The organism is Paenibacillus gorillae, from assembly GCF_000513275.1.
Taxonomy (GTDB): domain Bacteria; phylum Bacillota; class Bacilli; order Paenibacillales; family Paenibacillaceae; genus Pristimantibacillus; species Pristimantibacillus gorillae.
Genome location: NZ_CBVJ010000067.1, coordinates 1 through 24940, shown reverse-complemented (window position 1 = coordinate 24940; position 24940 = coordinate 1). Strand labels below are relative to the sequence as shown.

Annotated in this window: 19 protein-coding genes and 1 pseudogene; 19 read left to right on the top strand and 1 reads right to left on the bottom strand. The window is 49.9% G+C overall.

Going from position 1 to position 24940, the window contains the following annotated elements; translation table 11 throughout:
• Positions 1–6: 6 nt before the first annotated feature.
• Positions 7–1065 carry an NAD(P)/FAD-dependent oxidoreductase gene (locus tag TY10_RS11030; RefSeq protein ID WP_042163228.1) on the top strand — a complete coding sequence of 353 codons (1059 nt, stop codon included), beginning with the start codon at positions 7–9 and terminating at the stop codon, positions 1063–1065.
• Positions 1066–1538: 473 nt separating this feature from the next.
• On the opposite strand, the gene TY10_RS11025 is transcribed toward TY10_RS11030, so the two are convergent.
• Complete coding sequence (locus TY10_RS11025) at positions 1539–2528, bottom strand: LacI family DNA-binding transcriptional regulator (RefSeq protein ID WP_042163227.1); 990 nt, start codon at positions 2526–2528, stop codon at positions 1539–1541.
• Between the two features lie 168 nt (positions 2529–2696).
• Between TY10_RS11025 and TY10_RS11020 the strand changes: the two genes are divergently transcribed.
• The 18 genes and pseudogenes from TY10_RS11020 to TY10_RS31485 all read left to right on the top strand — a co-directional run.
• Positions 2697–3458: an SDR family oxidoreductase gene (locus TY10_RS11020; protein WP_042163226.1), complete on the top strand. Its 762-nt coding sequence runs from the start codon at positions 2697–2699 to the stop codon at positions 3456–3458.
• Entirely contained in the window at positions 3455–4732 is a 1278-nt protein-coding gene (locus TY10_RS11015) for a nickel pincer cofactor-dependent isomerase, group 22 (protein ID WP_042163224.1), read from the top strand. The genes TY10_RS11020 and TY10_RS11015 overlap by 4 nt, the downstream gene beginning before the upstream one ends.
• A gap of 2 nt (positions 4733–4734) precedes the next feature.
• A complete protein-coding gene (locus TY10_RS11010; RefSeq protein WP_042163407.1) occupies positions 4735–6243 on the top strand; it encodes a gluconokinase in 1509 nt (502 codons plus the stop codon).
• 21 nt (positions 6244–6264) lie between these two features.
• Positions 6265–7080, top strand: a complete 816-nt coding sequence (gene larE / locus TY10_RS11005) for an ATP-dependent sacrificial sulfur transferase LarE (RefSeq protein WP_042163222.1) — start codon at positions 6265–6267, stop codon at positions 7078–7080.
• Entirely contained in the window at positions 7077–7751 is a 675-nt protein-coding gene (gene larB, locus TY10_RS11000) for a nickel pincer cofactor biosynthesis protein LarB (RefSeq protein WP_042163220.1), read from the top strand. The genes larE and larB overlap by 4 nt, the downstream gene beginning before the upstream one ends.
• A 1-nt stretch (position 7752) precedes the next feature.
• The gene (gene larC / locus TY10_RS10995) at positions 7753–9411 is read left to right on the top strand and encodes a nickel pincer cofactor biosynthesis protein LarC (protein WP_042163218.1); all 1659 of its coding nucleotides are present in this window, start codon (positions 7753–7755) and stop codon (positions 9409–9411) included.
• Positions 9412–9413: 2 nt separating this feature from the next.
• A complete protein-coding gene (locus TY10_RS10990) occupies positions 9414–10691 on the top strand; it encodes a glucuronate isomerase (RefSeq protein ID WP_042163216.1) in 1278 nt (425 codons plus the stop codon).
• A 178-nt stretch (positions 10692–10869) separates the two neighbouring features.
• Positions 10870–12489, top strand: a complete 1620-nt coding sequence (locus TY10_RS10985) for a helix-turn-helix domain-containing protein (protein WP_042163214.1) — start codon at positions 10870–10872, stop codon at positions 12487–12489.
• 97 nt (positions 12490–12586) lie between these two features.
• The gene (locus TY10_RS10980; RefSeq protein ID WP_042163212.1) at positions 12587–13636 is read left to right on the top strand and encodes an ABC transporter substrate-binding protein; all 1050 of its coding nucleotides are present in this window, start codon (positions 12587–12589) and stop codon (positions 13634–13636) included.
• A 117-nt stretch (positions 13637–13753) separates the two neighbouring features.
• Positions 13754–15469, top strand: a complete 1716-nt coding sequence (locus tag TY10_RS10975; protein ID WP_042163405.1) for an ABC transporter ATP-binding protein — start codon at positions 13754–13756, stop codon at positions 15467–15469.
• Between the two features lie 199 nt (positions 15470–15668).
• Positions 15669–16325, top strand: coding sequence for a signal peptidase I (gene lepB, locus TY10_RS10970; protein ID WP_042163210.1), 657 nt, complete (start codon positions 15669–15671; stop codon positions 16323–16325).
• 91 nt (positions 16326–16416) lie between these two features.
• Positions 16417–17316: an SDR family oxidoreductase gene (locus TY10_RS10965; protein WP_042163207.1), complete on the top strand. Its 900-nt coding sequence runs from the start codon at positions 16417–16419 to the stop codon at positions 17314–17316.
• Positions 17317–17441: 125 nt separating this feature from the next.
• Complete coding sequence (locus TY10_RS10960; protein ID WP_042163403.1) at positions 17442–18149, top strand: response regulator transcription factor; 708 nt, start codon at positions 17442–17444, stop codon at positions 18147–18149.
• Positions 18146–18916, top strand: a complete 771-nt coding sequence (locus TY10_RS30380) for a sensor histidine kinase (RefSeq protein ID WP_052350488.1) — start codon at positions 18146–18148, stop codon at positions 18914–18916. The genes TY10_RS10960 and TY10_RS30380 overlap by 4 nt, the downstream gene beginning before the upstream one ends.
• Positions 18894–19409 (top strand): annotated as a pseudogene (locus TY10_RS10950) (ABC transporter ATP-binding protein); the annotation flags it as partial. The gene TY10_RS30380 and the pseudogene TY10_RS10950, both read left to right, overlap by 23 nt.
• Positions 19381–20508, top strand: a complete 1128-nt coding sequence (locus TY10_RS32520; RefSeq protein WP_420329398.1) for an FtsX-like permease family protein — start codon at positions 19381–19383, stop codon at positions 20506–20508. The pseudogene TY10_RS10950 and the gene TY10_RS32520, both read left to right, overlap by 29 nt.
• Positions 20505–21254, top strand: coding sequence for a hypothetical protein (locus TY10_RS32515; RefSeq protein ID WP_420329397.1), 750 nt, complete (start codon positions 20505–20507; stop codon positions 21252–21254). The genes TY10_RS32520 and TY10_RS32515 overlap by 4 nt, the downstream gene beginning before the upstream one ends.
• Positions 21255–21989: 735 nt before the next feature.
• Positions 21990–24940: metallophosphoesterase (locus tag TY10_RS31485; RefSeq protein WP_081735216.1), on the top strand; the 2951-nt coding region annotated here is incomplete at its 3' end.

The window sequence follows — 24940 nt, the reverse complement described above, 5'->3', positions numbered from 1 at the left end:
TACAAGATGACAGAGAAGCTGGAGCTTTATGACGTAACGATTATCGGCGGAGGTCCCTCCGGCCTTTACGCCGCCTTTTATAGCGGAATGCGCGATATGAAGACGAAGCTGATTGAAGCCAAGGAGGAGCTTGGCGGCAGAACGCTTATTTATCCGGAAAAAATGATCTGGGATGTCGGCGGAATAACGCCAATCCGCTGCAGCCAGCTCACACGTCAATTGATTGAGCAGGCGTATACGTTTGAGCCCACTATCGTATTGGGCCAGCAGATTACCGGACTGGAGAGGCTTGCAGACGGGACGATGCTGCTCACGGCCGAAAGCGGAGAGCAGCACCTCAGCAAAACCTTGATTTTGGCGCTGGGCCATGGGGCGCTCAAGCTTGCTAAGCTGGATATTTCCGGTGCCGAACGATATGAAGTGACCAATCTTTATTACACGGTGGAGGAATTGGCGGGCTTTCGCGGCAAACGGGTGCTTATATCCGGCGGAGGTGACTCTGCGGTCGATTGGGCAAATGAGCTGGTGAACATCGCTTCATCCGTTACCGTCGTGCATCGGCGTGAACGATTCGGCGGGCATGAGCGGAGTGTGAGACGAATGAAGGAATCTTCCGCTGATGTTCGCACTCCCTACGCCGTGACTCAATTGCATGGCAATGGGGATCGAATTGAAGCGGTATCGATTGCGCCTGTCAATGCGGACGGGGAGCCGGCAGAGAACTCCGAGCAGATTGCGGTGGATGCCGTGCTGATTAATCATGGCCTGCGGGGTGATTTCGGTCCTGTTGTGAACTGGGGACTGCAGAGAGAGGATTGGAATTTCAAAGCAGACGAGAAGCTCGCAACGAATTTGCCAGGCATCTTCGTAGCCGGCGATGCAGCCAATTATGGCAGCAAATTGTATTTGCTTGCCGGAGCCTTCACGGATGCGGCGCTGGCTGTTAACAGCGCGAAGCGGTATTTGGACCCTGATGCGCCGCAGAGGGCGCAGGTTTCCTCGCATAACGCCAGATTCGCGGAAAAGAACAAGGCGTTTGATACCGCTGTTGAGGAAGAGGTATAGCCTTCTGCTATTATGTACTAGAGGGGCGGGAAGCCTCTGCCTGTTTGATCAGGCAGGGGCTTCTCTTTTCTGTAAGGCGGCGTTATACGCAGAGTGATTAAGCCGTATGTTCTCGTAGGAGCCGCTGGTTAAGACCCTACGGGGGACTTAACGGCCTCCCACGAGGGTGAATATAACGCTATAAGACCCTCTGAGGTCTTACGCACACCGGATGGCTGTGTTTTTAAAGCGTGAGGCCTCGTTTTCACTCGGTTAAGACCCTGCGAGGGTCTTAAGGGCCTCCCGTGAGGGAAAATACAACGCTATAAGAGCTTTTGAGGGTCTTATGTACAAGCAAAAAATAAGACCAGTTCAAGGAATCATTGAATGGCGCAGGAAGAGTGCCATACGCAAAAAATGATTTCCTGAATCGTCAAGAAGACCTTCCGTTGTCACGGAAGGTCTTCTTTTATTTGTACGCGGCGGCCTATCTATCAGACTTGCAGCTTGGCGGTAGAAGCGCGAACGATGAGTTCCGGCTCTAAGAATACCGTCTTTAACGATTCGGGGCGATCAATCAGCTCGAAAATCGTAGCTGCAATAGCTGAAGAAATCGTCGAGATGGCAGCGCCAACTACAGTCATTGGCACGCCGATCTCTTCCATCTGGGGAAGATTGTCGTAGCTGACGATCGATATATCTTCCGGCACGCGAAGTCCATGCTCTCCAATTGCCCGCAGCATGCCTCGCGTCAGGTCGATGCCGCCGCTTATGACAGCCGTTGGTCTTACTGTTCTCTCCAGCATGGCGCGGGCCGCCATGAAGCCGTCATGGAATTCCAGGCCGTTCAACTGCAGAACGGAATCGGGATCATAAGGGAGGCCCAGTTGGAGGATTTCCTCGCGGAAGGCTTCGATCTTGACAGTTTGCAGTGGATCGGGGCTATCCGGTTCCCCGATATAGGCGATCTGCCGGTGTCCCAATTGCACCAGATGGCGAACGGCGAGACGGATCGCTTGGCCACGGTTGACGTCAACAGCGGAATGCGCGGTATGGCCGGCTGTGCCATAGGTCAAAATCGGAATTTGCGGCGGAATTAAGAGAGGCGCGCTGGCTATACTGTCCCTATCTCCAAAAACGAGAATAGCGTCTACCTGATAGCGGCGGAAAATTTCGACCGCCGATTCCATATGGCTGATCGACAGCAGCGTAATATAGCCTTGTTTTTCAAGCTCTTCATTCACCTTCGTCAAGAGCGAGGAGAGCGCAGCGCGTTCGATAGACGGCCATACGACGCCGATGGCTCCGCTTTTCCGGGATACGAGACTGCGGGCCGCGATGTTAGGCTGATAGCCCATTTCCTTGGCGATGGACAGAATATGCTGTTTGGTTTTGTCCTGCACAAGCGGGCTGTCCCTCAGCGCCTTCGAGACGGTTGAGAAGCTGACGCCTGCGCGGTCGGCAATATCTTTAATGGTGACCATGGTTATCCTCCGATAAAACGGTTGGCGTACGAGTTAGTAGAATGAGCTTATCATAATACAGCTTTTTCAGAAAAGAAAGCGCCTTATTTTCTGCTAGACAGCAAATGAAGATTCAGATATCATAAAAATAACAACGTTGTTATTATGGTGAAAAGGGTGGTTTAGCTGATGTTTAATTTGCAAAATACAGTATCCGTCGTCATCGGCGGCAATGGCGTGCTGGGCGGCGCGATGTCGTCTGCACTGGCGGCAGCCGGATCTAAGGTAGTGGTCGTCGGCCGGGATATGGGGAAGGCCAACCGGGTATGCGAGGAGATCGAGGCAGGAGGCGGTCAAGCGATTGCCCTCCAAGCGGACGCTACTAACAAAGCCGAGCTGGAATCGGTGCTTGAGCAGGTTTTGCAATGGGGAGGCCGGGTAGATACGCTAGTCAACGCCTCTGGAACGAACAGCACGACACCGTTTTTTGACCTCACCATGGACGAATGGGACCGCATTATGGACGTGAACTTGAAGAGTGTCGTGCTTGCCTGCCAGGTATTCGGCAAACAGATGATTGAGCAAGGCGAAGGCGGCTCTATTATTAATATTTCTTCCGTATCCTCATCGCCCCCGCTTTCCAAAGTGTTCACCTATTCCGCTTCGAAAGCAGGCGTCAACAGTGTAACCCAGTTTCTCGCCCGCGAGTTTGCTCCGGACCGGGTAAGGGTCAATGCGATTATTCCGGGCTTTTTCCCGGCTGAACAGAATAGAGCGATTCTATCGCCGGAACGGGTGGAATCGATTATGAGGCATACGCCGATGAACCGCTTCGGTGATCCGGAAGAGCTGCAAGGAACGGTCGTATATCTGGCTTCCGCCAAAGCATCATCATTTGTCACTGGAGCGCTGCTTCGGGTAGACGGAGGATTTGGAGCGATGACGCTATGAGTGACTTACTGAAAAGCCTAGTAGAGCATACGCCGATTCCAAAAATGGTGAAAATTCGCCAGTCGTTTGACGACACCATTCTGGACGATCCGCTTGGAGAGCTTGAACGCCAATTGCGGAGCGAGCCGTCTATGGGGAAAATCCAAGCCGGGCAAAAAGTAGCGGTAGCAGTCGGCAGCCGGGGCATTTCCCGTATTGCAGAGCTGACCAAGACGCTTATTGATGAGCTGAAGCGTATCGGTGCGGAGCCGTTTATTGTCCCTTGTATGGGCAGCCATGGCGGTGCTTCCGCCAAAGGGCAAGCGGAGGTGCTGGCGCATCTGGGCATCGACGAGGAGCGGATGGGCTGTCCGGTTCGTTCCTCCATGGAAGTCGTGGAGCTGGACCGGCTGCCTAACGGCCTGCCGATTTATTGTGACAAAATCGCGGCGACCGAGGCCGACGCCATCGTCGTGATCAACCGCATCAAGCCGCATACAGCGTTTCGCGGAGCGATTGAAAGCGGCCTGCTCAAAATGATCTCTATCGGCCTCGGCAAGCAAAAGGGCGCGGAAGCCTGCCATCAGCTTGGCTTCAAATATATGGCGGAGAACGTTCCGGCAATGGCCCGGGTTATGATTCAGAAGCTTCCCATTCACTTCGGCGTTGCTGTCGTAGAGAATGCCTATGACCAGATTTGCCGCATTGAGGTGCTTGGCGTCGATAGGATGGAAGAGAGAGAGAAGGAGCTGCTTGTAGAGGCGAAAAGCCGCCTGCCTCAAATTCTTTTTTCCCAGCTGGATGTGCTTGTTATTGATTATATCGGCAAAAACATAAGCGGCGACGGTGCTGATCCCAACGTTACCGGCCGTTATCCCACGCCTTACGCCCATGGCGGGCCGGACGTGAACAAAATGGTCGTACTCGATCTGACCCCCGAATCGAAAGGAAACGCCAACGGGGTAGGCACCGCTGACTTCACGACCAGCCGCTTGGTCGGCAAGACAGACTGGCCGGGAACGTATGCGAATGGACTGACGTCCACGGTATGCGCGCCAACGAAGCAGGCGACTACGCTTGCTGATGACCGGGATGCGATTAAAGCGGCGATCAAGACCTGCAATATTTTGGACTATACGATGTGCAGGCTGGCCCGGATCAGGGATACGCTGCATCTGGGAGAAATTGAAATTTCGGAATCTCTCTTGGAGGAAGCCAAAGCGAATCCGCGGATTGAGATCCTGGAAGGTCCTTATGAATGGACGTTCGACGAGGAAGGATATTTGGCGAAATGATAATGAATACTCAGCTAGTATTAGCTATCGATATTGGCACGACCAGCACGAAAACGCTGGCTGTGGACGCAGACGGAAACATTCATGGCAGCCACTCTATCGGGTACCCGCTGCATACGCCAAGTCCCGGTTATGCCGAGCAGGACCCGGACGTTATTTACGAGGCGGTGCTGGACGGTGTTGCCGCTGTAATGAAGAATGGCGGCTGGACGGCGGCTGACATTCGCTGTGTCGCCTTCAGCTCAGCCAATCATAGCCTGATCCTTGTTGATGGAGAAGGCGCGCCGCTTACGCCAAGCATTACTTGGGCGGACCAGCGCAGCGCCGTTCAAGCGGAGCGATTATTGAGCGACGGTACTGGCTTGGCGGTTTATTCCCGAACGGGGACGCCCATTCACCCGATGTCGCCGCTCGTCAAGCTGATCTGGATGCGTGAAGAGCGTCCGGAGCTATTTCATGCCGCGCAGCATTTTATCGGCATAAAGGAATATGTGCTGAATAAGTTATTCGGAGTTATCGTGATGGATTATTCACTGGCGAGTGCAACGGGGATGTTCAATTTGAAAACCCTTTCTTGGGATGCGGAAGCGCTGCAGCTGGCTGGTATTCGCGAGGAACAGCTGCCGCAGCTCGTACCGACAACGAAGCGTCTTGAAGGGTTGCTGGGCGAGCCGTCGAAGCGGATGGGACTTGATGCGAATACTCCATTTATCGTCGGTGCACAGGACGGCGTATTGGCCAATCTCGGAATTGGAGCGGTAGAGGAAGGTGTGATGGCGGTCACGATCGGCACAAGCGGTGCGGTACGCACAGCTGTCCAGCGCCCAACCTTTGATCCGGAGGGACGGCTGTTCTGTTATGCATTGACAAAATCGCATTGGATCGTCGGCGGCCCTTCTAATAATGGAGCAATTGTTGCGCAATGGATCTCGGACCGGCTTTATCCCGGCAAGCCGCTGGAGGAAGTGCTTCCGTTAGCTGCGGCTTCTCCGGCAGGCGCAAACGGCTTGCTGTTTCTGCCATTGTTATCCGGAGAACGAGCGCCATTCTGGGATGCTCAGGCCAAGGGTGTTATGTTCGGGCTGACGCTGGCTCATACGGAAACCGATATGCTGCGCGCTGCATTGGAAGGAGTAATGTTCCAGATTGCAGCAATCATTTCTCTAATGAAGCAAGCAGGCGAGAAGCCGAAGGAGATTCGAGCTTCGGGCGGTTTTGCCCGTTCCGCGTTATGGTGCCAGATGCTGGCTGATATGCTGGGCGTTCCTGTCAGCGTGCCGGACTCGGTTGAAAGCTCAGGCCTCGGTGCTGCCCAGCTAGGGCTGTATGCCCTGGAAGACTGCAGCGGCCCGCTGCTGCGATGGAGTCAATTGAAGGGCACACGTTATGAGCCGGATTTGTCCAATTACGAAAAGTATGAAGCACTGCTTCCATTCTATTTGAATCTATACGATCGGTTGAAAGAGCCGATGCGAGACATTGCCAAGCTGCAGCCTGCGAGCAACCGTTAGCCGAAGGAGGAATACAGAATCATGCATGATAAATACGATAAGCTTCAGACGATTCTCTCCGAAATGGAATCCGTTGTCGTCGCGTTCTCGGGAGGCGTTGACAGCACTTTTTTGCTGGATGCCGCAATTAGAACGCTGGGCGCTGACCGGGTTCTCGCCGTTACCGCCGATTCCGAGACTTATCCGACGGAAGAGCTTGAGGAAGCGATCGAACTGGCGAAAAAGATCGGTGCGCGGCATCAGGTGATCGAGACGTCGGAATTAAGTATTCCGGGGTATAAAGAAAACAACGCCAACCGCTGTTATTTTTGCAAAAGAAGCCTGTTCGAGCATTTGGAGCCGTTTATTGCGGACGGTGCCTACAAGCATATCGTCTACGGGCTGATCGCCGATGATATGAACGAGCACCGGCCTGGTGTACAGGCGGCGAAGGAACGAGGAGTTCGCGGACCGCTGCAGGAGGCAGGGCTGTTCAAGGAGGAAATCCGCGATTTGTCTCGCGAGTATGGCCTGCCGACTTGGAGTAAACCAAGCTTTGCATGTCTTTCCTCGCGGATTGCTTACGGGGAGACGATCACGATTGAGAAGCTTGGACGGGTCGGAGAAGCAGAACGATATATCCGCTCGCTTGGATTCCATCAAGTGAGAGTGAGGAGCCATGGCGATATTGCCCGGATCGAGGTGGAGCCGGCCGTCATGGAGCGCCTGCTGGCTCACTCGACGGAAATATCTTTTCGCTTGAAAGAGCTGGGCTATCTTTACGTTGCCATGGATTTGACCGGTTATCGCAGCGGCAGCATGAATAAGGCGTTGAAGCTTGGGGGTACGGCAGGATGAATGAATTCGAGGATCTAGGATTTTGCAAGCTGGACGTCGGACGTGATGAACGAACGGGACATCCGGAGGTTGTGTTTGGAATGGGGAAAACAACCGATCAGGTAGAGACTATCTTTGCCCGGCTTGCCGAAGTTCATGGCCGTGCATTGGTCACTCGGGCTACAGCAGAGATGGCTGAGCGGGTATTGGGCAAATACCCGGAGGCTCGTTATGACAAAGTGTCACGTCTGATCTCTCTTGGACAATCGGCACGAAAGCTGCCCGGGAAAGTAGCGGTATTAACGGGAGGCACATCAGACATTCCGGTCGCGGAAGAGGCAGCTGGAACGGCCGAATGGATGGGCTGCGAGGTGGACCGGATATTCGATGTCGGCGTCGCAGGCATTGACCGGCTGCTTAGTCAAAAGGACAGAATTCGCGAAGCATCTGTCGTCATTGGTGTAGCCGGCATGGAAGGCGCGTTAGTAAGCGTCGTTGGAGGTCTCGTGCGAAGACCGGTGATCGCCGTACCTACCTCGGTAGGCTATGGAGCTAATTTGCAAGGAATAACGACGCTGCTTGCTATGATGACCTCGTGCGCGGCGGGTGTTACCGTCGTGAACATCGATAACGGCTTTGGGGCAGGTTTTCAGGCCGGAATGATCCTACAACTAGTAGCGGAGGGCAGGTAGCATGAGAACAGTCTATTTGGATTGTGTTTCTGGCATTGCAGGCGATATGGCATTATCGGCTTTGGTCGATGCAGGTGCGGACGCTGCCTATATCGTTAATCATCTCTCCAGCCTGCCGATCGACCCTTTCACGATGGAATTCGTCAGCGTTGACCGCAGGGGCATTACGGCTAAATGGCTGAAGCTAAGCTTCGACCATGACGTGCATGAGCATGATCACGTTCATTCGCATTCGCATGAGCACGATCATCATCATAGCCACGCTGTGTACACACACGGGCATGATCATGTCCATCATGATGATGATCATCACGGTCATTCCCATGGACATAGTCACGATCATAGTCACGATCAGCACACACACGGGCATGACCATGTTCACGTTCATTCGCATGAGCATGAGCACGGACATGACCATGTCCAGCATGATGATCATCATCATGGTCATACGCACTCGCATAGTCACGATCATGCCCATCATGATCACCATCATCATAGCCATGGCGAGCACGACCATCATCACGATCACGGCCACCATCATGAGCATCGGAAGGCTTCGGATATAATCGGGATGATCGAAAGTTCAAGCTTGCCAGAACGAGTCAAAACAAGGAGCCTTGCAATCTTCCATCTCATTGCCGAGGCCGAAGGCAAAATCCACGGAATGAATCCGGCGGACGTTCACTTCCATGAAGTTGGAGCGATGGATTCCATTCTGGACATCATCGGCGTTTGTCTTGCGCTGGAGAGTCTTGACGTTAGCCGCATTGTCGTTTCCCCTGTGCCGACGGGAACCGGCCGGCTTCGGATGGCTCATGGCCTGTACCCGATTCCTGCACCAGCGACAGCAGAGCTGCTTCGCGGCGTTCCGCTATCGCCGTTCACGGCCAAGGGGGAACTGACCACGCCAACAGGCGCGGGTATTGTCAAAGCGCTTGCTGCAGAGTTTGGCACTTTGCCTGCCGGTACGATCGATCGCATCGGCTACGGGGCAGGAACGAAAAACTTCGAGCATCCGAATGTCTTACGAGCGGTGTTGTACAAGCATGAGCATGAGCATGAGCAAGGACAACAACAAGGACAACAACAAGGACAACAACAAGGACAACAACAAGGACAACAACAAGGACAACAACAAGGACAACAACAAGGACAACAACAAGGACAACAACAAGGACAAGACCAGGGACAAGGAGCCAACTCAAAAGAGACAGTTGTCGTCCTTGAAGCACAGGTGGATGATTCTACCGGGGAAAGGCTTGGCTATGCAATGGAGCGGCTCTTTGAAGCGGGAGCGCTTGATGTGTACTATACACCAGTATATATGAAGAAAAACCGGCCGGGCGTTCTGGTAAGCGTATTATGCTACCCGTCCAACGCGGAGCTGTGCGAGGATACGCTGCTTACGGAGACCTCGACCTTTGGCGTGAGGCGCAGTGAATGGACACGCAGGGCGCTGGACAGACAATGGATCCAAGCGGAAACAAAATACGGAACGATACGGGTCAAACAAGCGCTCGAAGCGGGCCGTATTATCAGGCAATCTCCTGAATATGAGGATGCAGCACAAGCGGCGAGAGCTTTCGGTGTTTCGCTGGAGACGGTCTATAACGAGGTTTACCTGTCCATCGGACGACTAGAAGCTAAAGGGGAGAACTGAAGATGACGACACACACGCAAACGCAAGAAGTCGTAAGCTTGGCCGATCTTCGGCAAACAGTAGAACGGTTGGCCATGACAACTCCTGTTACCGATATGCATACCCATCTCTATGCGCCGGAATTTGGTGAGCTGTTGTTGTGGGGTATCGATGAGCTGCTTACCTACCACTATCTCATTTCGGAGTCGTTTCGCTGGTCGGATGAGGCGTACACCCATTTCTGGTCGATGACCAAAAGCGAGCAGGCGGACTGGATATGGAAAAAGCTGTTCATTGATCATTCTCCCGTAAGTGAAGCGGCAACTGGGTTTATTACGATTCTGCAGCGGCTGGGGCTGGATGTATCCTCCCGCAATCTCGACGATTACCGGGAGGCGCTGGCCAAACGTACGGTGCAGGAGCAGGTCGATACGGTCATGCAAATATCCGGAGTGAGCAAGATCGTAATGACTAACGATCCCTTTGATTCCGTCGAGCGTCCGGTTTGGCTGGCGGGAGAAGGGAAATCCGATCCCCGGTTTTATGCGGCTCTTCGTGTAGATGCGCTGCTTAATGACTGGCCTCATGCGGTGAAGGAGCTTCAAAAGCTGGGCTATGATGTGCAGACGGAGTGGAGCGAGCGGACGAAGGAAGAGACACGCCGTTTTCTGTCGGAGTGGATTGTACGAATGGATGCCCTCTACCTTGCAGTCTCCATGCCCGGAGACTTTGTCTATCCAGCAGATGACCATCGCAGCAAAATGATTGATGAAGTGATGGTTCCGGTATGCGGGGAACAAAATATTCCGTTTGCCCTCATGATTGGCGTCCGGAGAAGGGTGAATCCGTCACTCGGTCTGGCCGGAGATATGAGCATGCGCTCGGATGTAACGGCTGTCGAGGCATTATGCCGCCGCTACCCGGAGCAAAAGTTTCTCATTACGATGCTGGCGCGGGAAAATCAGCATGAATTAACGGTGCTTGCACGCAAATTCCGCAATCTGATGATTTTCGGCTGCTGGTGGTTTCTTCACATTGAATCGATGGTTGAGGAGATGACGCGTTTCCGCGTTGAGCTGCTCGGCACCTCGATGATCCCTCAGCATTCCGACTGCCGTGTCTTCGAGCAGCTTATTTACAAATGGGAGCATTCGCGGAAAATTATCGGCAGCGTGCTGGCTGACAAATATGAAAAGCTGCATCATAGCGGCTGGAGCGTAACGGAAGCGGAAATTCAGCGGGATTTGGACGATATGCTGAACCAGAACTTCTGGCGTTTTCTTGGCAAGGAACCTAAATAGTAGTGACAAAGACTTGATGCCTGGCGACCGCTTACTGCGGCTCGTCAGGCATCTTTTTCATATCCGTATGGAAGGCTTTCTGCTAAGGCAATCAAAAGAAATCTATTACACACTAGACGATGAGAATGGTTTTCAATTACAATCAATAGGAAGCATTCTCACGAAAGGGTGACATGGAATGACGATTGCTGCGCATTCGTCCTCGAATCAGCCATGGAGCAAGCGGTGGCTTCATCAGGCGTGGATTCGGTTAAAGGAAGCCTCCAAGCAAGACCATAGCACCTTTCATTATAAGGTGTTGTATGGAAGCGCTCCTTCTCATTTATTTATCGTGCTGAACGGCCAAACGGGCAATATCATTGTGGATGGCTTACTCGGCCCGGCCAGTTCGGATAAAGTATATTGGATAAAACCCGGTCAGCGGGTTGAGATGCATTATTCCTCAATCGGGACAAGAGAACTGTATCTATTCCCGTTCGAAGCAATGGATCTTGAAGCTTCAAGAGCAGAGGAGCAGGAGAAATTTTCTCCGGTATCTGAGGGAATGCCTGCAGCTTCCCCTTCCGAGCTTCTAACGTTATGCGAGAAAATATTCGATCATTGGCATAGCGGAGATGAGGTCGACCGGTTTGCCAGCCAGGCGGGCTTTCAGGAGCTGCTCCATTTGCTGTTCAAAAAACAAGGGCAGCACGAGGAAGCGCTCGACCGGGTCAATGAATATATGAAGCACAATTACTGGGAACCCGTTACGGTAGGGGCATTGTCCGAAATGGCAGGCATGAGCCGCTACTATTTCATGAGATCGTTTAAAGACCGTTTTGGGCAAAGTGCTATGGATTACTTAACGGAGCTTCGGACGAACCAAGCGAAGAAGCTGCTGGAAGAAGGCTTTCCCCTGTGGGATATCGTAGATAAAATCGGCTACAAGGACCCGCAATATTTTAGCAGCCAATTCAATAAGAATGTGGGAATATCGCCCAGAACCTATACGTTAAACCGCAGATGCAAGGTTGCAGCCTACAGTTGGCCGAATATCGGACATTTGCTGACCCTTCAAGTGATACCGTATGCCGCGCCGATTGATCAATTCTGGTCAGATGATTATCGTAAAAAATATCGTTTCGATGTGAAGCATCTGCTGAGCCATGATTATAAGTTTAACCTTGAGGCGCTGAGACGTTCCCGCCCGGATCGGATCGTTGCGCTCGATGAAATGCTTCCGGAGGAAGAGAAACAGAAGCTCCGGCAAATTGCTCCCGTTCTGTTCTTGCCATGGCATACCGAAAACTGGCGGAAGCATCTGCAATTGACCGCTCAATTTCTGGAGCGAGAGAAGGAAGGCGAGAGGTGGCTGGCCCGTTACGATCAGCAAGTAGAAAATGTGACGGAATGTATGCCTATGACCTTCAAGCAAGGAACGCTGCTCATTATCAGCATTACTTCCCGGGGAATTAACGTGTGGGGAAGAAGAGCGGGAACGGTGCTGTATGATGATTTGGGACTGACATGTGCACCGGGCGTCGAGACAATCGAATTCACGGAATACGTGCAAATGGAGCAGCTTGCAGCTTATGATGCGGACTCGATTCTTATCCATGTTTTGAAGGACCGCGACTCGCAGTCGGAGTGGGAGCATCTCCAGCGTTCGGAGGCATGGCGGACACTGCGGGCTGTACGCAGCGGTAATGTCTATCATACTTCAGGACAGGCTTGGCTCGCAGAGCCGATTCTGGAATATACGGCAAATCGGCATGATCATATGCTGCAGGAGCTTAATGCTTTATTTCGTGCTCAGTAACGGATGCAATCGGGCATGATTTCACATTCCTTCGCGGGATAAAGGTGATATAATGATGTATATGATTATGATTATCACTATCAGTGGAGGCGAAACCATGCATCAAACAGAGAAAGCTTCTCGCGCAGGTAAGCGCGAAGGGCTAAGTCAAACAAGAACAAGAGGGTTGGGTCTTCTGATCCTTATCTGCTTGGCAGTAATCGTTAGCGCTTGCGGAAAACAAGCGAGCACGAATAGTAGCAATACGAATGAAAAGCCGGCAGCGACGGCTTCAAATGAAGGTACGCAAACGATATTGATTAAGCATGCATTTGGCGAGACGGAAGTACCTTCGCATCCGAAACGGGTTGCTGTATTTGGGCTTGAAGATATTATGCTGTCGTTGGAAGCTCCCATGGTGTACGCTTATGGCTTTAAGGGCTATTACCTGGAAGAGCAATTGAAGCAGCAGAATGTTAAGCTGTCTAACGATACGAATTACGAGCCGAGCAATGAAGAAATTCTCGCCTCGCAGCCTGATCTTATTATCGTTCAACAATATGCTATCGATCAGAGCAAATATGAAGCATTGAGTAAAATTGCGCCGACGATCGCTTTCGCTCCAAGTGACTGGAGGTCGTCTATTGTTGAAATCAGCAAGGCGCTGGGCAAGGAAGATAAGGCGCAAGAGGTCATTAAAGCGCATGACGAGAAGCTCGAGCAAGCGAAAAAAGCGGTTACCGATGCGGTTGGCACAGATAAAACCGTTGTCTATATGCGTCCTTCTGAAAAGGATTTGCAGGTGTTTTTCCCAAGCTTCAGCTTTATCTATACGGCTTTTGGTCTAAACCCGGATGCCAGCATTGCCGAGCTCCAGAAGGAATCGCCTGACGACTGGGGGATTGACACTTCGCTTGAAAAACTCCCTATTATTACAGCGGATTATATATTCGCGATCTATGGCGGATCGCTTGATACGGAGGAAACCGTACAAAAGGAGCTGGACAGCTCGGCGGCCATTGAGAAGCTTCAGGTCTGGAAAGTGATGCCGGCCGTGAAGGCCAACCATGTATTTAAAGTGTCGCCAAGACATTGGATGTCTTCCGGTCCGATTGCGGAAAGCAGACAAATCGAAGATGTGGTAGCTGCGGTAACCGGCAGCAAATAACCGGCGTTCAGGTTCAGAGCGCAGCAGAGGCCGCTTATGCCAAGCGGTCTCTGTCATGCTGTAAGGGGACTTTCGCTTATTCATTTTTTGCAGATGAAATGGAAGGAGATTTTTTTCGTGATATACAAGTTTTTTTCCTACTATAAGCCTTATAAAACGTTGTTTCTAATCGATTTCTGCTGTGCGGTATTTGCGGCTCTGCTGGAGCTTGGGTTCCCGCTTGCCGTAAATCAATTCGTTGATAAGCTGCTGCCCAGCGGCAACTGGAATATGATTCAATGGGCTTGTCTCGGCCTTCTTTCGATCTATGCGCTAAATAGTGTGCTGCAATATGTGGTGACATACTGGGGGCATAAGCTCGGGATTAACATTGAGACGGATATGCGCAAAAAGCTGTTTAATCATGTGCAAAAGCTGTCCTTCCGGTTTTTCGACAATAACAAGACGGGGCATATCATGACGCGAATGACCAACAATCTGATGGAGATCGGCGAATTGGCGCATCACGGCCCGGAGGATTTGTTTATTGCGGCTATGACGCTCATCGGCGCTTTTGTCCTGATGCTGATGATCAACTGGAAGCTGGCGCTGCTCTCCGTCATCGTTATTCCAGGTCTGATCTATTTATCGCTCTACTTTAATCGTAAAATGATTCGTGCCTTCCAGAAGATGTTCAAGGATGTCGGAGAAATTAACGCGAGAGTAGAAGATAGTGTTGGCGGCATTCGTGTCGTGCAGGCGTTTACGAATGAAGCGCATGAGTCGGCCCGTTTTGCGGCAAACAACGAACAATACCGTCAGACGAAATTTATTTCCTATAAAATTCAGGCGCAAAATGTATCGATCAGTTATTTTCTGATGCGGATGGTTATTTTGTTCGTTCTCGTCTGCGGCACTTGGTTCGTTATTGACGGTCAGATGACGAGCGGCGATTTTGTCGGTTTTCTATTGCTGTCTAATGTATTCCTGGGGCCGATTAACAAAATTAATTCGGTCATTGAAAGCTATCCGAGAGGGATGGCTGGCTTTAAGAGCTATCTGGAGCTGCTGGAGACGGAGCCTGATATTGCAGATGCGCCGGGAGCACGGGATGCAGGTCAGCTGCGCGGCGATATTCGTTACAGCGGGGTTACGTTCGGGTATGAGAATAAAGCTCAAATACTGAAGTCTATCGATCTGTCGATAAGCGCCGGGGAGACGATTGCGTTCGTTGGCCCTTCAGGAGCGGGCAAAACGACGCTTTGCAGCTTGCTGCCGCGTTTTTATGAGCCGGAGTCCGGGACCATATCAATAGACGGAATCGACACGGCCCAGATGAAGCTGGCCTCGCTGCGCGGGCAAATCGGCATTGTGCAGCAGGACGTTTTCCTGTTTACAGGTACGATTCTCGAAAATATTGCCTATGGCGATCTAAATGCAAAGGAAGCAGATATTTGGGAAGCAGCGCGCCGGGCGCAGCTGGACACGTTCATTCGCTCGCAGCCGGACGGCCTGCAGACGATTATAGGGGAGCGTGGCGTCAAGCTGTCGGGCGGTCAGAAGCAGCGGCTTGCAATTGCCCGGATGTTTCTGAAAAATCCTCCGATTCTCATTCTGGACGAAGCAACCTCTGCGCTCGATACCGAGACGGAAAAGGCGATCCAACAATCGCTTGCCGAATTGTCCGAGGGAAGAACGACACTGGTTATTGCGCACCGGCTGGCAACGGTTAAAAACGCCGATCGTATCGTCGTTGTGACGGAGAAGGGGATAGCGGAGCAAGGGAAACATCAAGAGTTACTAACGAAGGGCGGCTTCTACAGCAAGCTGTATGAGGCGCAGTTTGGCGCCTAACTAACGTAATAAGAGGTTCTTCTTCAAGTAAATGCTTGAAGGAGGACTTTTTTTATGCTGATAGTTATAAATAGTGTCGAGTAATAAGGACTTATGAACCATTGAAACAAATCTGAATCGCGATAGTGTGGTATATATTACCATAAAACGGATTGGTTATCCGCTCTATCTTTTTCATCTTAGGTTAGGAGGAAGCATAGTGAAGATATTTTTATATAGCAGATCTCTTGTTATTATTCTTATTCTAAGTGTAATCATTGCAGGCTGTCAGAAAGAACAGGAAAAAGTTGAATTTGAATATCCATCATACACCGAGCTTAAAGAAGGGATGTATTTAATTACTAATGAGTCTGACTCGATGCAATTGTCTAAAACAGAATATTTATCATTCGATAATGGAGACCTTGTCATAGATCCAAACTATTATCAAACACATGATGTAAAGAGAGGTGATGTGATCTATTTTGAGATGCCAGCTGATTATAAATCCGATAACCTTCAAAACAATATAGCTCGAATTATTGCTCTTCCTAACGAAAAATTGCGTATAAAGAAAGGGCAGATCTATATTAATAACGAGAAATTGAAAACTTTCTATGGGAAATCACTCACTGGAGGTTTACATAAGAAGGAATTTTTAAAAATGATAAAAAAGGCTCCCGGAAGTAAATGCGAAAAAGACTGCTTACATACATTTAAAAGTACGTTTGATTTCAATCTAAAAGCAACTCTAATTCCTGATCATGCTATTTATGTAATTGGCGATAATTGGTCAAGGAGTTTCGACAGCAGAATTTTTGGAACACTCCCTGAACTAAATATTTTAGGAAAAGTAATGGGTTACGCTAAGCCTTAAAATCATACACATAGGACGCAGTTATCCGCATTAAAACCAGGCATACCCATACAATAGATCAGAAGGTGAAGTTAGAGAGGAGTATGGAATTATGCCTTTTCCTGTCTATCCCTATATCGGCTGGGAGCGGCGCTGCACGGATGTTCCGGTCGTGTTTCCGCCGCAGCATCAGAATAGACATCCCGGCTATGAGTATGTCATGAATCCCCGTCCAATATCGGATAATCCGGTCTATATTGGAAGCGGTAAGCTGAAGGATAAGGTGGCAATCGTAAGCGGCGGGGACAGCGGGATAGGCAGAGCTGTCGCCATTGCATTTGCCAAGGAAGGTGCAGATCTCGTTATTGCTTATCTCGATGAGCATCAGGATGCGGCGGAAACGAAGCAATTGATCGAGAAGCTGGGACGGCGCTGTATAGTCATCGCTGCTGATTTGAGGCAGGAAGAGGCATGCAGCAGCGTTGTGGCAGCGACGATCAAGTATTTTGGACGGCTTAACATTCTCGTCAACAATCATGGCGTACAGTTTCACCAGCCTAGCATTATGAATATTACGCAGGAACAGCTGATGAATACGTTTCAGACGAACATTATTTCTTTTTTCTCCATGGTAAAAGCCGCCTTGCCCCATCTGCCGGCCGGAAGCACGATCGTCAATACCTCGTCGGATACCGCTTATTCCGGAATGGCGAATATGATTGATTATACGGCGACCAAAGGGGCTATCGTATCGTTTACCCGTTCCCTGTCTCTGTCGCTTTCCGCAAGCGGTATCCGGGTCAACGCGGTAGCGCCGGGGCCAATTTGGACGCCGCTCATTCCGTCCGCTTTTACGGCGGAGGAGACAAGGACCTTCGGAACGGAAGTGCCGATGAGGCGGCCAGGCCAGCCGTTTGAGCTCGCTCCCGCCTATGTATGGCTGGCCTCCGACGATTCCTCTTATGTATCGGGGCAAATCATTTTCGTAAATGGAGGCTCGATCGTCACTTGAATGCTGCAAAGCGCTTGGATCAGCCAAGCGTTTTTTTGCTGTGTGCAGAGAATAACAGGATATCCATCGTTTTTGTCGAAGTAGCGTTTAAAGGAAGGGTTATTGATCAAAGGAGAGAGTATGACATGCATAAAATAATGGTCGTAGAAGATGATCCGAAAATCGCGGAGCTTCTGCTGTCTACAATAAAGAAGTACGGCTATGAGGGAATACGAGTCCATGATTTTCAGCATGTGTTAGAGGAGTTCCATGAAGCGAAGCCGGATTTAGTACTTCTGGACGTGAATTTGCCTAGCTATGACGGCTACTACTGGTGCAGGCAAATTCGTAACGCCTCGATATGCCCGGTGTTGTTCATATCCGCTCGTGACGGTGAAATGGACCAGATTATGGCGCTTGAGAATGGGGGAGATGATTATATTACGAAGCCGTTTCACGCCGGAATTGTGTTAGCCAAAATTCAAAGCCAGCTTCGGCGGGCATACGGGGAGTATGCAGCTAGAAACAGCGAGCGGGTTCTTGAGCAGGAGGGGCTTATTCTTTATCCCGAAAGACAGGAGCTGAAGCTTGGGGATACTGTCATACTGCTTACGAAAAAAGAATCCGACATTGTCGAAAGTCTGATCGAGCGCTATCCGCGGGTGGCCAGCCGGGAGGCTCTGCTAGAGAAGCTGTGGGATGATCAAACGTATGTCGATGAAAATACGATCAACGTAAATATTACCCGCGTCAGGAAAAAGTTTCAGGAGCTAGGCATTGAGGATGCTTTAGTGACGGTTAGAGGGATGGGTTACCGGCTAAACGTTACCTGGATGAAGGAGAGCTGCGAGTGAAACTCTTTCTAAGAGAGCACGCTTTACTTCTTGTCGTCCAGTTTGTGCAATTAGGCTTCATCGTTTCGATTTATTGGCTGGACGGCTATCGTGATCTGTTGACCGTTCTATATTCTGTATTTATTGCTTTCTTTATATTAACCGGATATCTGGTGTACCAGTTTTTCAGCCGGAAGCATTATTACCTACGCCTTAGCCAGCCTCTCGAATCTTTTGATGCTTCCATTCAACAGCGCGAGCATGCTCCCGTCTCCGAGGCGCTTCAGAAGCTGCTGCATAGCCAGTACCGCCAGTATGAGCAGCAGCTTTATACGTTGAAAAAACAGCAGGAGGAGCATCTGACCTTCATGGACCAATGGGTGCATCAGATGAAAACGCCGCTGTCGGTCATTGATCTCACGGTTCAACATATGGACGAGCCTGAGTTTGCCAGCATACGAGAGGAACTGGAGAGAATGCGCTTAGGCTTGAACACGGTTCTTTATATGTCCCGGCTTCGCGCCTTTGAACAGGATTTTCATGTCAAACCCGTCGTGCTGTCACAAATTGTGAGCGCCGTTATTCACGATAACAAACGGCTATTTATCCGCAACCGGATATACCCTGAGGTTCAAGGCTATACGTCTGAGATAACGGTCGAAACGGATGAGAAATGGCTGTTTTTCATGCTGTCTCAGCTCGTTATCAATGCTATTAAATATTCAGCCGGCACAGATGAGGAAGGGAAAAAAGTTGTGGTTTCCTGGATTTGTATTCCAAGATTTTAACCTGCTCCAAACCCTTACGGTTGAGGAAAATATCGTGCTGCCGTTAACGCTGGACGGAAACAAGGTTAGCGAAATGAAGCAAAAGGTCAAAACGATAGCAGAAAAGCTGGGGATTACAGAGATTATGAGCAAACGGCTGTATGAAATTTCCGGAGGACAGGCTCAGCGTGCCGCTGTTGCCAGAGCGATGATTCACTCCCCCAAGCTGCTTCTTGCCGATGAGCCAACCGGCAATCTTGACTCCAAATCAGCGAAGGATGTCATGGAATTGCTGGAGCGAATTAATCAGGAGCAGAAAGCGACGATGATGCTGGTTACACATGATGCAGTGGCTGCCAGCTATTGCAACCGTGTTGTTTTTATTAAAGACGGCAGGTTCTATACGGAAATACATCGGGGGGACAATCGCCAAGCCTTTTTCCAGAAAATTATCGATACACTCTCGCTGCTAGGGGGACATCACAATGACGTTTCGTCAATTCGCGTTCCGTAACGTCACCCGGAATAAAAGGCTCTATGCGGGATATTTTCTTAGCAGTCTGTTTACGGTCATGGCTTTCTTTACCTTTTCAATATTTGCATACCATCCGGAACTTAGCGGGGTAGATAATAGCAGTGTGACACTCGCCCTGTCTGTATCCAAATGGATTATTTATGTGTTCTCCTTCTTTTTCGTTCTTTACTCGATGAGTGCATTTCTGCAATCGCGAAAAAGAGAATTTGGGCTAATAATGATGCAGGGCATGACTACTGTACAGCTTCGTCTGATGATTTTTTTAGAAAATATGATAATCGGATTGTCCGCTACAATAGGCGGCATTGCTCTGGGGCTCGTGTTTGCCAAGGTTATATTGCTTGCAGGAGAAAACTTTCTTGCAGTCAATGAAAAATTATCTTTCTACTTTCCATCTAAAGCGATTGTTCTGACACTGCTGTCCTTTTTGCTGCTGTTTATCTTGATCTCCTTTTTTATTTCAGCCGTACTTCAGAGCGGGAAGCTGATTACGTTATTAAACGGGGATAAGCAAGCGAAAAGCGAGCCTAAGTCCTCCGTACTTCTTACTCTCCTAGTGCCGATTCTGCTGGGAACGAGTTACTTTCTTAGCTTGCGAGCCGAAGGCTTAGAAGCACTATTTTTACTTGTTCCAGTTGTTATTATGGTATGTATCGGCACCTACCTGTTATTCACACAGCTTAGCGTCTATACGATCCGGAAGCTGAAAAGCATGGAATCGATTTTTTGGCTGAAAACAAATATGCTGCTTTTTTCCGATCTTGCCTATCGCATGAAGGACAATGCACGTTCCTTTTTTCTGGTTGCTATTATTTCTACCGTTTCGTTTTGCTCTATAGGCTCGCTATACGGATTCCAATCGATGATTGGCGGCCACAACGTCAAGGATAATCCTTATTTATTTACCTACACGACCACAAATGGTTACAGCAATGAACAAAACCATATTGAGCAAACCGCTCGCTTAAAGAAGCGAATGTTGCAACCGAGAAAGCTTCTCTTAAACTTGGTTACTACAAGGCTTACAATAGCGATAAAACGATTGCAGTCGTTCAGCTATCAGACTACAACCGGATGACGAAACTGATGGAGATGAAGGGGATTAAGCTCTCCGGTGGAAAGGCGGCAGTTGTTGATTTTGGATTATCACGAACGGGTCAATCCATGCTTAACCAGCCTGTAGCCTTGCAGCCCGATGTTGTCATTGAGGCCAATCAAGCGGTTGTGTCGTCAGCGGTGCACGGTATGAACGGCTATTTCGTCGTATCAGATGATCAATATGCAAAACTGGGAGCGCCTGTGCAAGAGAAACACTACTATGCTTGGCATGGGGCGCTTGGGCAAAAGCAATCCATAGCAGCAGGAGAAAAGCTTTCTAATAGCTTTCCTTATTCGGACAGCTACGAGTTCCTTGCCCTGGAACACCAAAACTTTGTTCTAGATCAGCTATTTGGTCCTATATTGTTCCTCGGTTTATTTATCGGCATCGTGTTTTTCGTCTCTGCAGGCAGCTTTCTCTATTTCCGGCTGTACAGCGATTTGGATGATGACAGACGGAAGTTCAAATCCGTTTCCAAGATGGGGCTTAGTGAAAAAGAGGTTACAAAAATATTGAACCGGCAAATCATATTGCTTTTCTTTGCGCCAATTGTTGTTGCTCTGGCGCATGGGGCTGTAGCGCTTACTACACTGTCCAACATGTTTCAATATTCGCTGCTTAAGGAATCCATACTCGTTCTCGGTCTATTCTTTATCGTTCAAGTGATCTATTTCTTTATCGTCCGCTTCTTCTACATCAGGCAGGTAAAGATGGCGATTACCTGATCGCGCAGGCGTAATGAATGAGTTAGCCGCAGCAGTATTGCAAGGTGTGAAAGGCTTGCGTGAGCATGCCAAATAAATAGGCGGCGGTATCCGCAGTCCGTCACGGATTCGAGGTTTGAAGCGATATGATAGGATGAGGTTGCTTGAATGCATACAAGAAAAGCACTGAGGAGGTGCTTTTTTGTTTGCATAAGACCCTGTCAGGGTCTTAACAGGCTAGAACGTACCTTCTTCACACGGTTTAAGGCCCTCGCAGGTTCTTAACTGCCCCATAACTGGCAAGAAAAGCGCCGAGAAGATACTTTTTTGTTTGGATAAGACCTCGCGGGGCCCTTAACAGTCCAGAAAGTGCCGTCTTTTAATGGTTTAAGACCCTTGCGGGGTCTTAAACATTCATGCAACACCAAACAGGACCACACTACACAAGTTACTCAAGTTACGTAAAACAGCTTAGTCCAGATTTTGCTGCAATTCAGCACTTTTATCCGATTTATGCAGCTGCTGCTATTACGATGCCCCATATGCTAAAGCTCTACGAAGCAGGGAGAGCATACAAACAATAGAAACGATTAAATGAGCTTTTGTTGAAATACGTATGATTTAGCCTGTTTTTACGCGGTTTAGTTAATCTGTATTGAAATGGCTAACTTAATAATCTATTAAAAGAACGGTAACGTGCGCATAACACTCCATTGATAGGATGAAGCAGTGAATTCTAACGATGAGGTGATAGGTTTGAACCGTTTGATAAAGAGTAAATGGTTAGTTTTGTTTTTGACGGTATTAATAGCTGCGGGGGCGATCGTTCCGGTTGCAAGTCCGCGGGAAGCGGAAGCGGCGGGAGAAGCAGGTCCAACTCCTGTTGAATTAGTGGGTAAAGGTTCCCATTGGAGCTACAGCGCGGAGGGAATTGATTATAGCACAGCGATGAAAAATCCGTCCTTTGATTTCTCGGCATGGCAGCTGGGATTAGCCCCGCTAGGCTACAAGGAGAAAAGCGGCGTAGCATCAAATGATGTGGGAGTCGATCCGTTTGGCATGGTGGCAACGATCATTAGCTACGGGCCTGATGCCAAAAAGAAATATCCGACGTCTTATTTCAGCAAAATCATTACTATTGATGACGTTAGCAAATTTGACAGCTATCCTACCACTTTTGGCGTAGATGACGGTTTGATCTTTTATGTCAACGGCACCGAAATCTATCGGGTGAGCTTGCCGGCAGGCGATGTAGACTACAATACGTTTGCTACAACCGGTTATTCGGACCCTAAGGTTTATTCACCGGATTTGAGCACAGCACTCAAGGGCGCTTTACATAACGGTGCCAATCTATTGACGGTTGAAGTTCATAATCAAAGCTTGACGAGCTCTGATCTTTACTTCGATATGATGATGACGGCTCTTCCAAAGGATGAAACTGGCGGCGGGAATCCGGAAGTGCCAGGACAACCAGAGGTGCCTGAACAGCCGGAGGTTCCGGGTCAGCCAGGGGTGCCAGGCAAGGATATACCGCTGCTTTCCAAAAATGCGGCATGGAAATACCTTGATAACGGTACAGACCAAGGGACGGCTTGGAGAGCAGCAGACTTTGACGATTCGGCGTGGAAAAGCGGTTCGGCTCCGCTTGGCTATCCAGTCGCCACTTCGACTGCGCTGTTCGGCGGCATTAAACAGCTGATCAGCTTTGGTCCATCCAGCTCCAAAAAATATATTACTTCGTATTTCCGGACGACTATTGATGGTGCAGGCCTGTCCGATATTACGAAAATCGTCGGCCAATTCGGCGTAGACGATGGTATTGTCCTCTATGCAAACGGGACGGAAGTGTACAGATTCAATATGCCGGATGGCGAGCCTAATTATTTGACGCTCAGTGCGACGACGCTGAACGATCCGTCTACGGAGACGGCAGACTTAACGCAAGCTTTGAAGGCTGTGCTGCACGAAGGCACCAACGTGCTTGCTGCTGAGGTTCATCAGCGCAGCGCAGGCAGCTCCGACGTTTATTGGGATATGCAGCTAATTGGCAACCCGCAAGCGACAACACCTGGTACGCCGCTTGATCCGCATCCTACTGCAATTGCACTGACGTATAAAGGTGATCCGAGCAATACGCAAGGTTTTGCCTGGTACACAGATCCAGCCGTGACAGGCACGCAGCTTGAGCTGGCGGAAACCTCTAAAGTGACCGGAGGAACGCTTCCGGCAAATGACACGCTGTCATTCACCGGCGATACGATGGAAGTGTATGTATTCCAGTCGAGCGCGGATAAGAGCGCAGGCAAGAAGACAACGTATGCCAGTCATAAGGTGGCGGCGGTTGGCTTGAAGCCGGGTACGGAATACAGCTACCGGGTAGGGGATGGCGAGACCGGCCATTGGAGCGACATTCGCACGTTCAAAACGGCAGACCCTAGCGAAGGGGCATTCACATTCCTCTATACGACTGACCCGCAAGGAACGACTGAAGCTGAATATGTAACTTGGAATCATACGCTTGAGCAAGGCTTGGCGAAATTTCCGGATTCGCGCTTCATTACAATTACCGGCGATTTGGTGGATAACGGGGATATTGAGAACCAGTGGATGTGGCTTCTGAATAAGCCGAAAAACATTTTTGCAGAAGTGCCGCTTGTTCCAGCGCTCGGCAACCATGAGAGCAAGCTGAACAACAACTTCTGGTATCACTTCGACCTGCCTAATATTTCGTACACGGGGGCGAAGCCGGATGGCTCGGTCTACTCCTTCGACTATGGCGACGCTCATTTCATGGTTATGAATACGGAATATAATGAAGTGAACGGCGTTGACGTTGTATATAAGAAGCAAGAAGAGTGGCTTCGTGCAGAGGCAGCTAAAAGCGATAAGAAGTGGAAAATCGTCATGTTCCATAAATCGCCTTATTCGGTAGCAAACCACACGAACGACAGCGATGTTCTGTTCTTCCGCAATAAGCTGACGAATCTGTTCGATGAGATTGGCATTGACGTTGTTCTGAGCGGTCATGACCACACGTATACAAAATCGTATCCGATGTACGGCAATGTGCCGCAAAAAGATACACCGACCGATGCGGACGGCAGCCTGCTTAATCCAAAAGGCACGATGTATCTCGTAAGCAATGCGGCGGGCGACAAACGGTATACGCCAAAGGCGGGACCATTCCCGTTCGCGGAGAAATACGGTCAGCCGAATAAGGAAATGTTCACCGGCGTGACGGTTACGAATGATAAGATTTCATTCGACGTGTATACGACGACGGAGAACGGCACGACCGACCGTTACGATCAATTCAGCATTAAAAAAACGCAGCCTGCTCCGAATCCGGTGCAAGATGCGAAAATGAGTAAGATTGAGGACGGGGCTGCAACGCTGACTTGGTCCGCTCCATCAGGCGGACGTGATGTTACTGCCTATCGGATTTATGAAAACTCAGATCAATTGGGCCCGAACTGGTCTGCACGCATTCAACCGGAAAGCGGGAAAGCAGCATACGAATATGCACTCACCGGGCTGGATACAACGAAATCGTATCAATTCGTTATTAAAGCTTTAAGTGATAAGGATAACTCTGCCCCAGTTATCGCACAAACGGCAACTGATCCGGGCAACGGAGGCGGAACGAATCCGGGCAACGGAGGCGGAACGAATCCGGGCAACGGAGGCGGAACGAATCCGGGCAA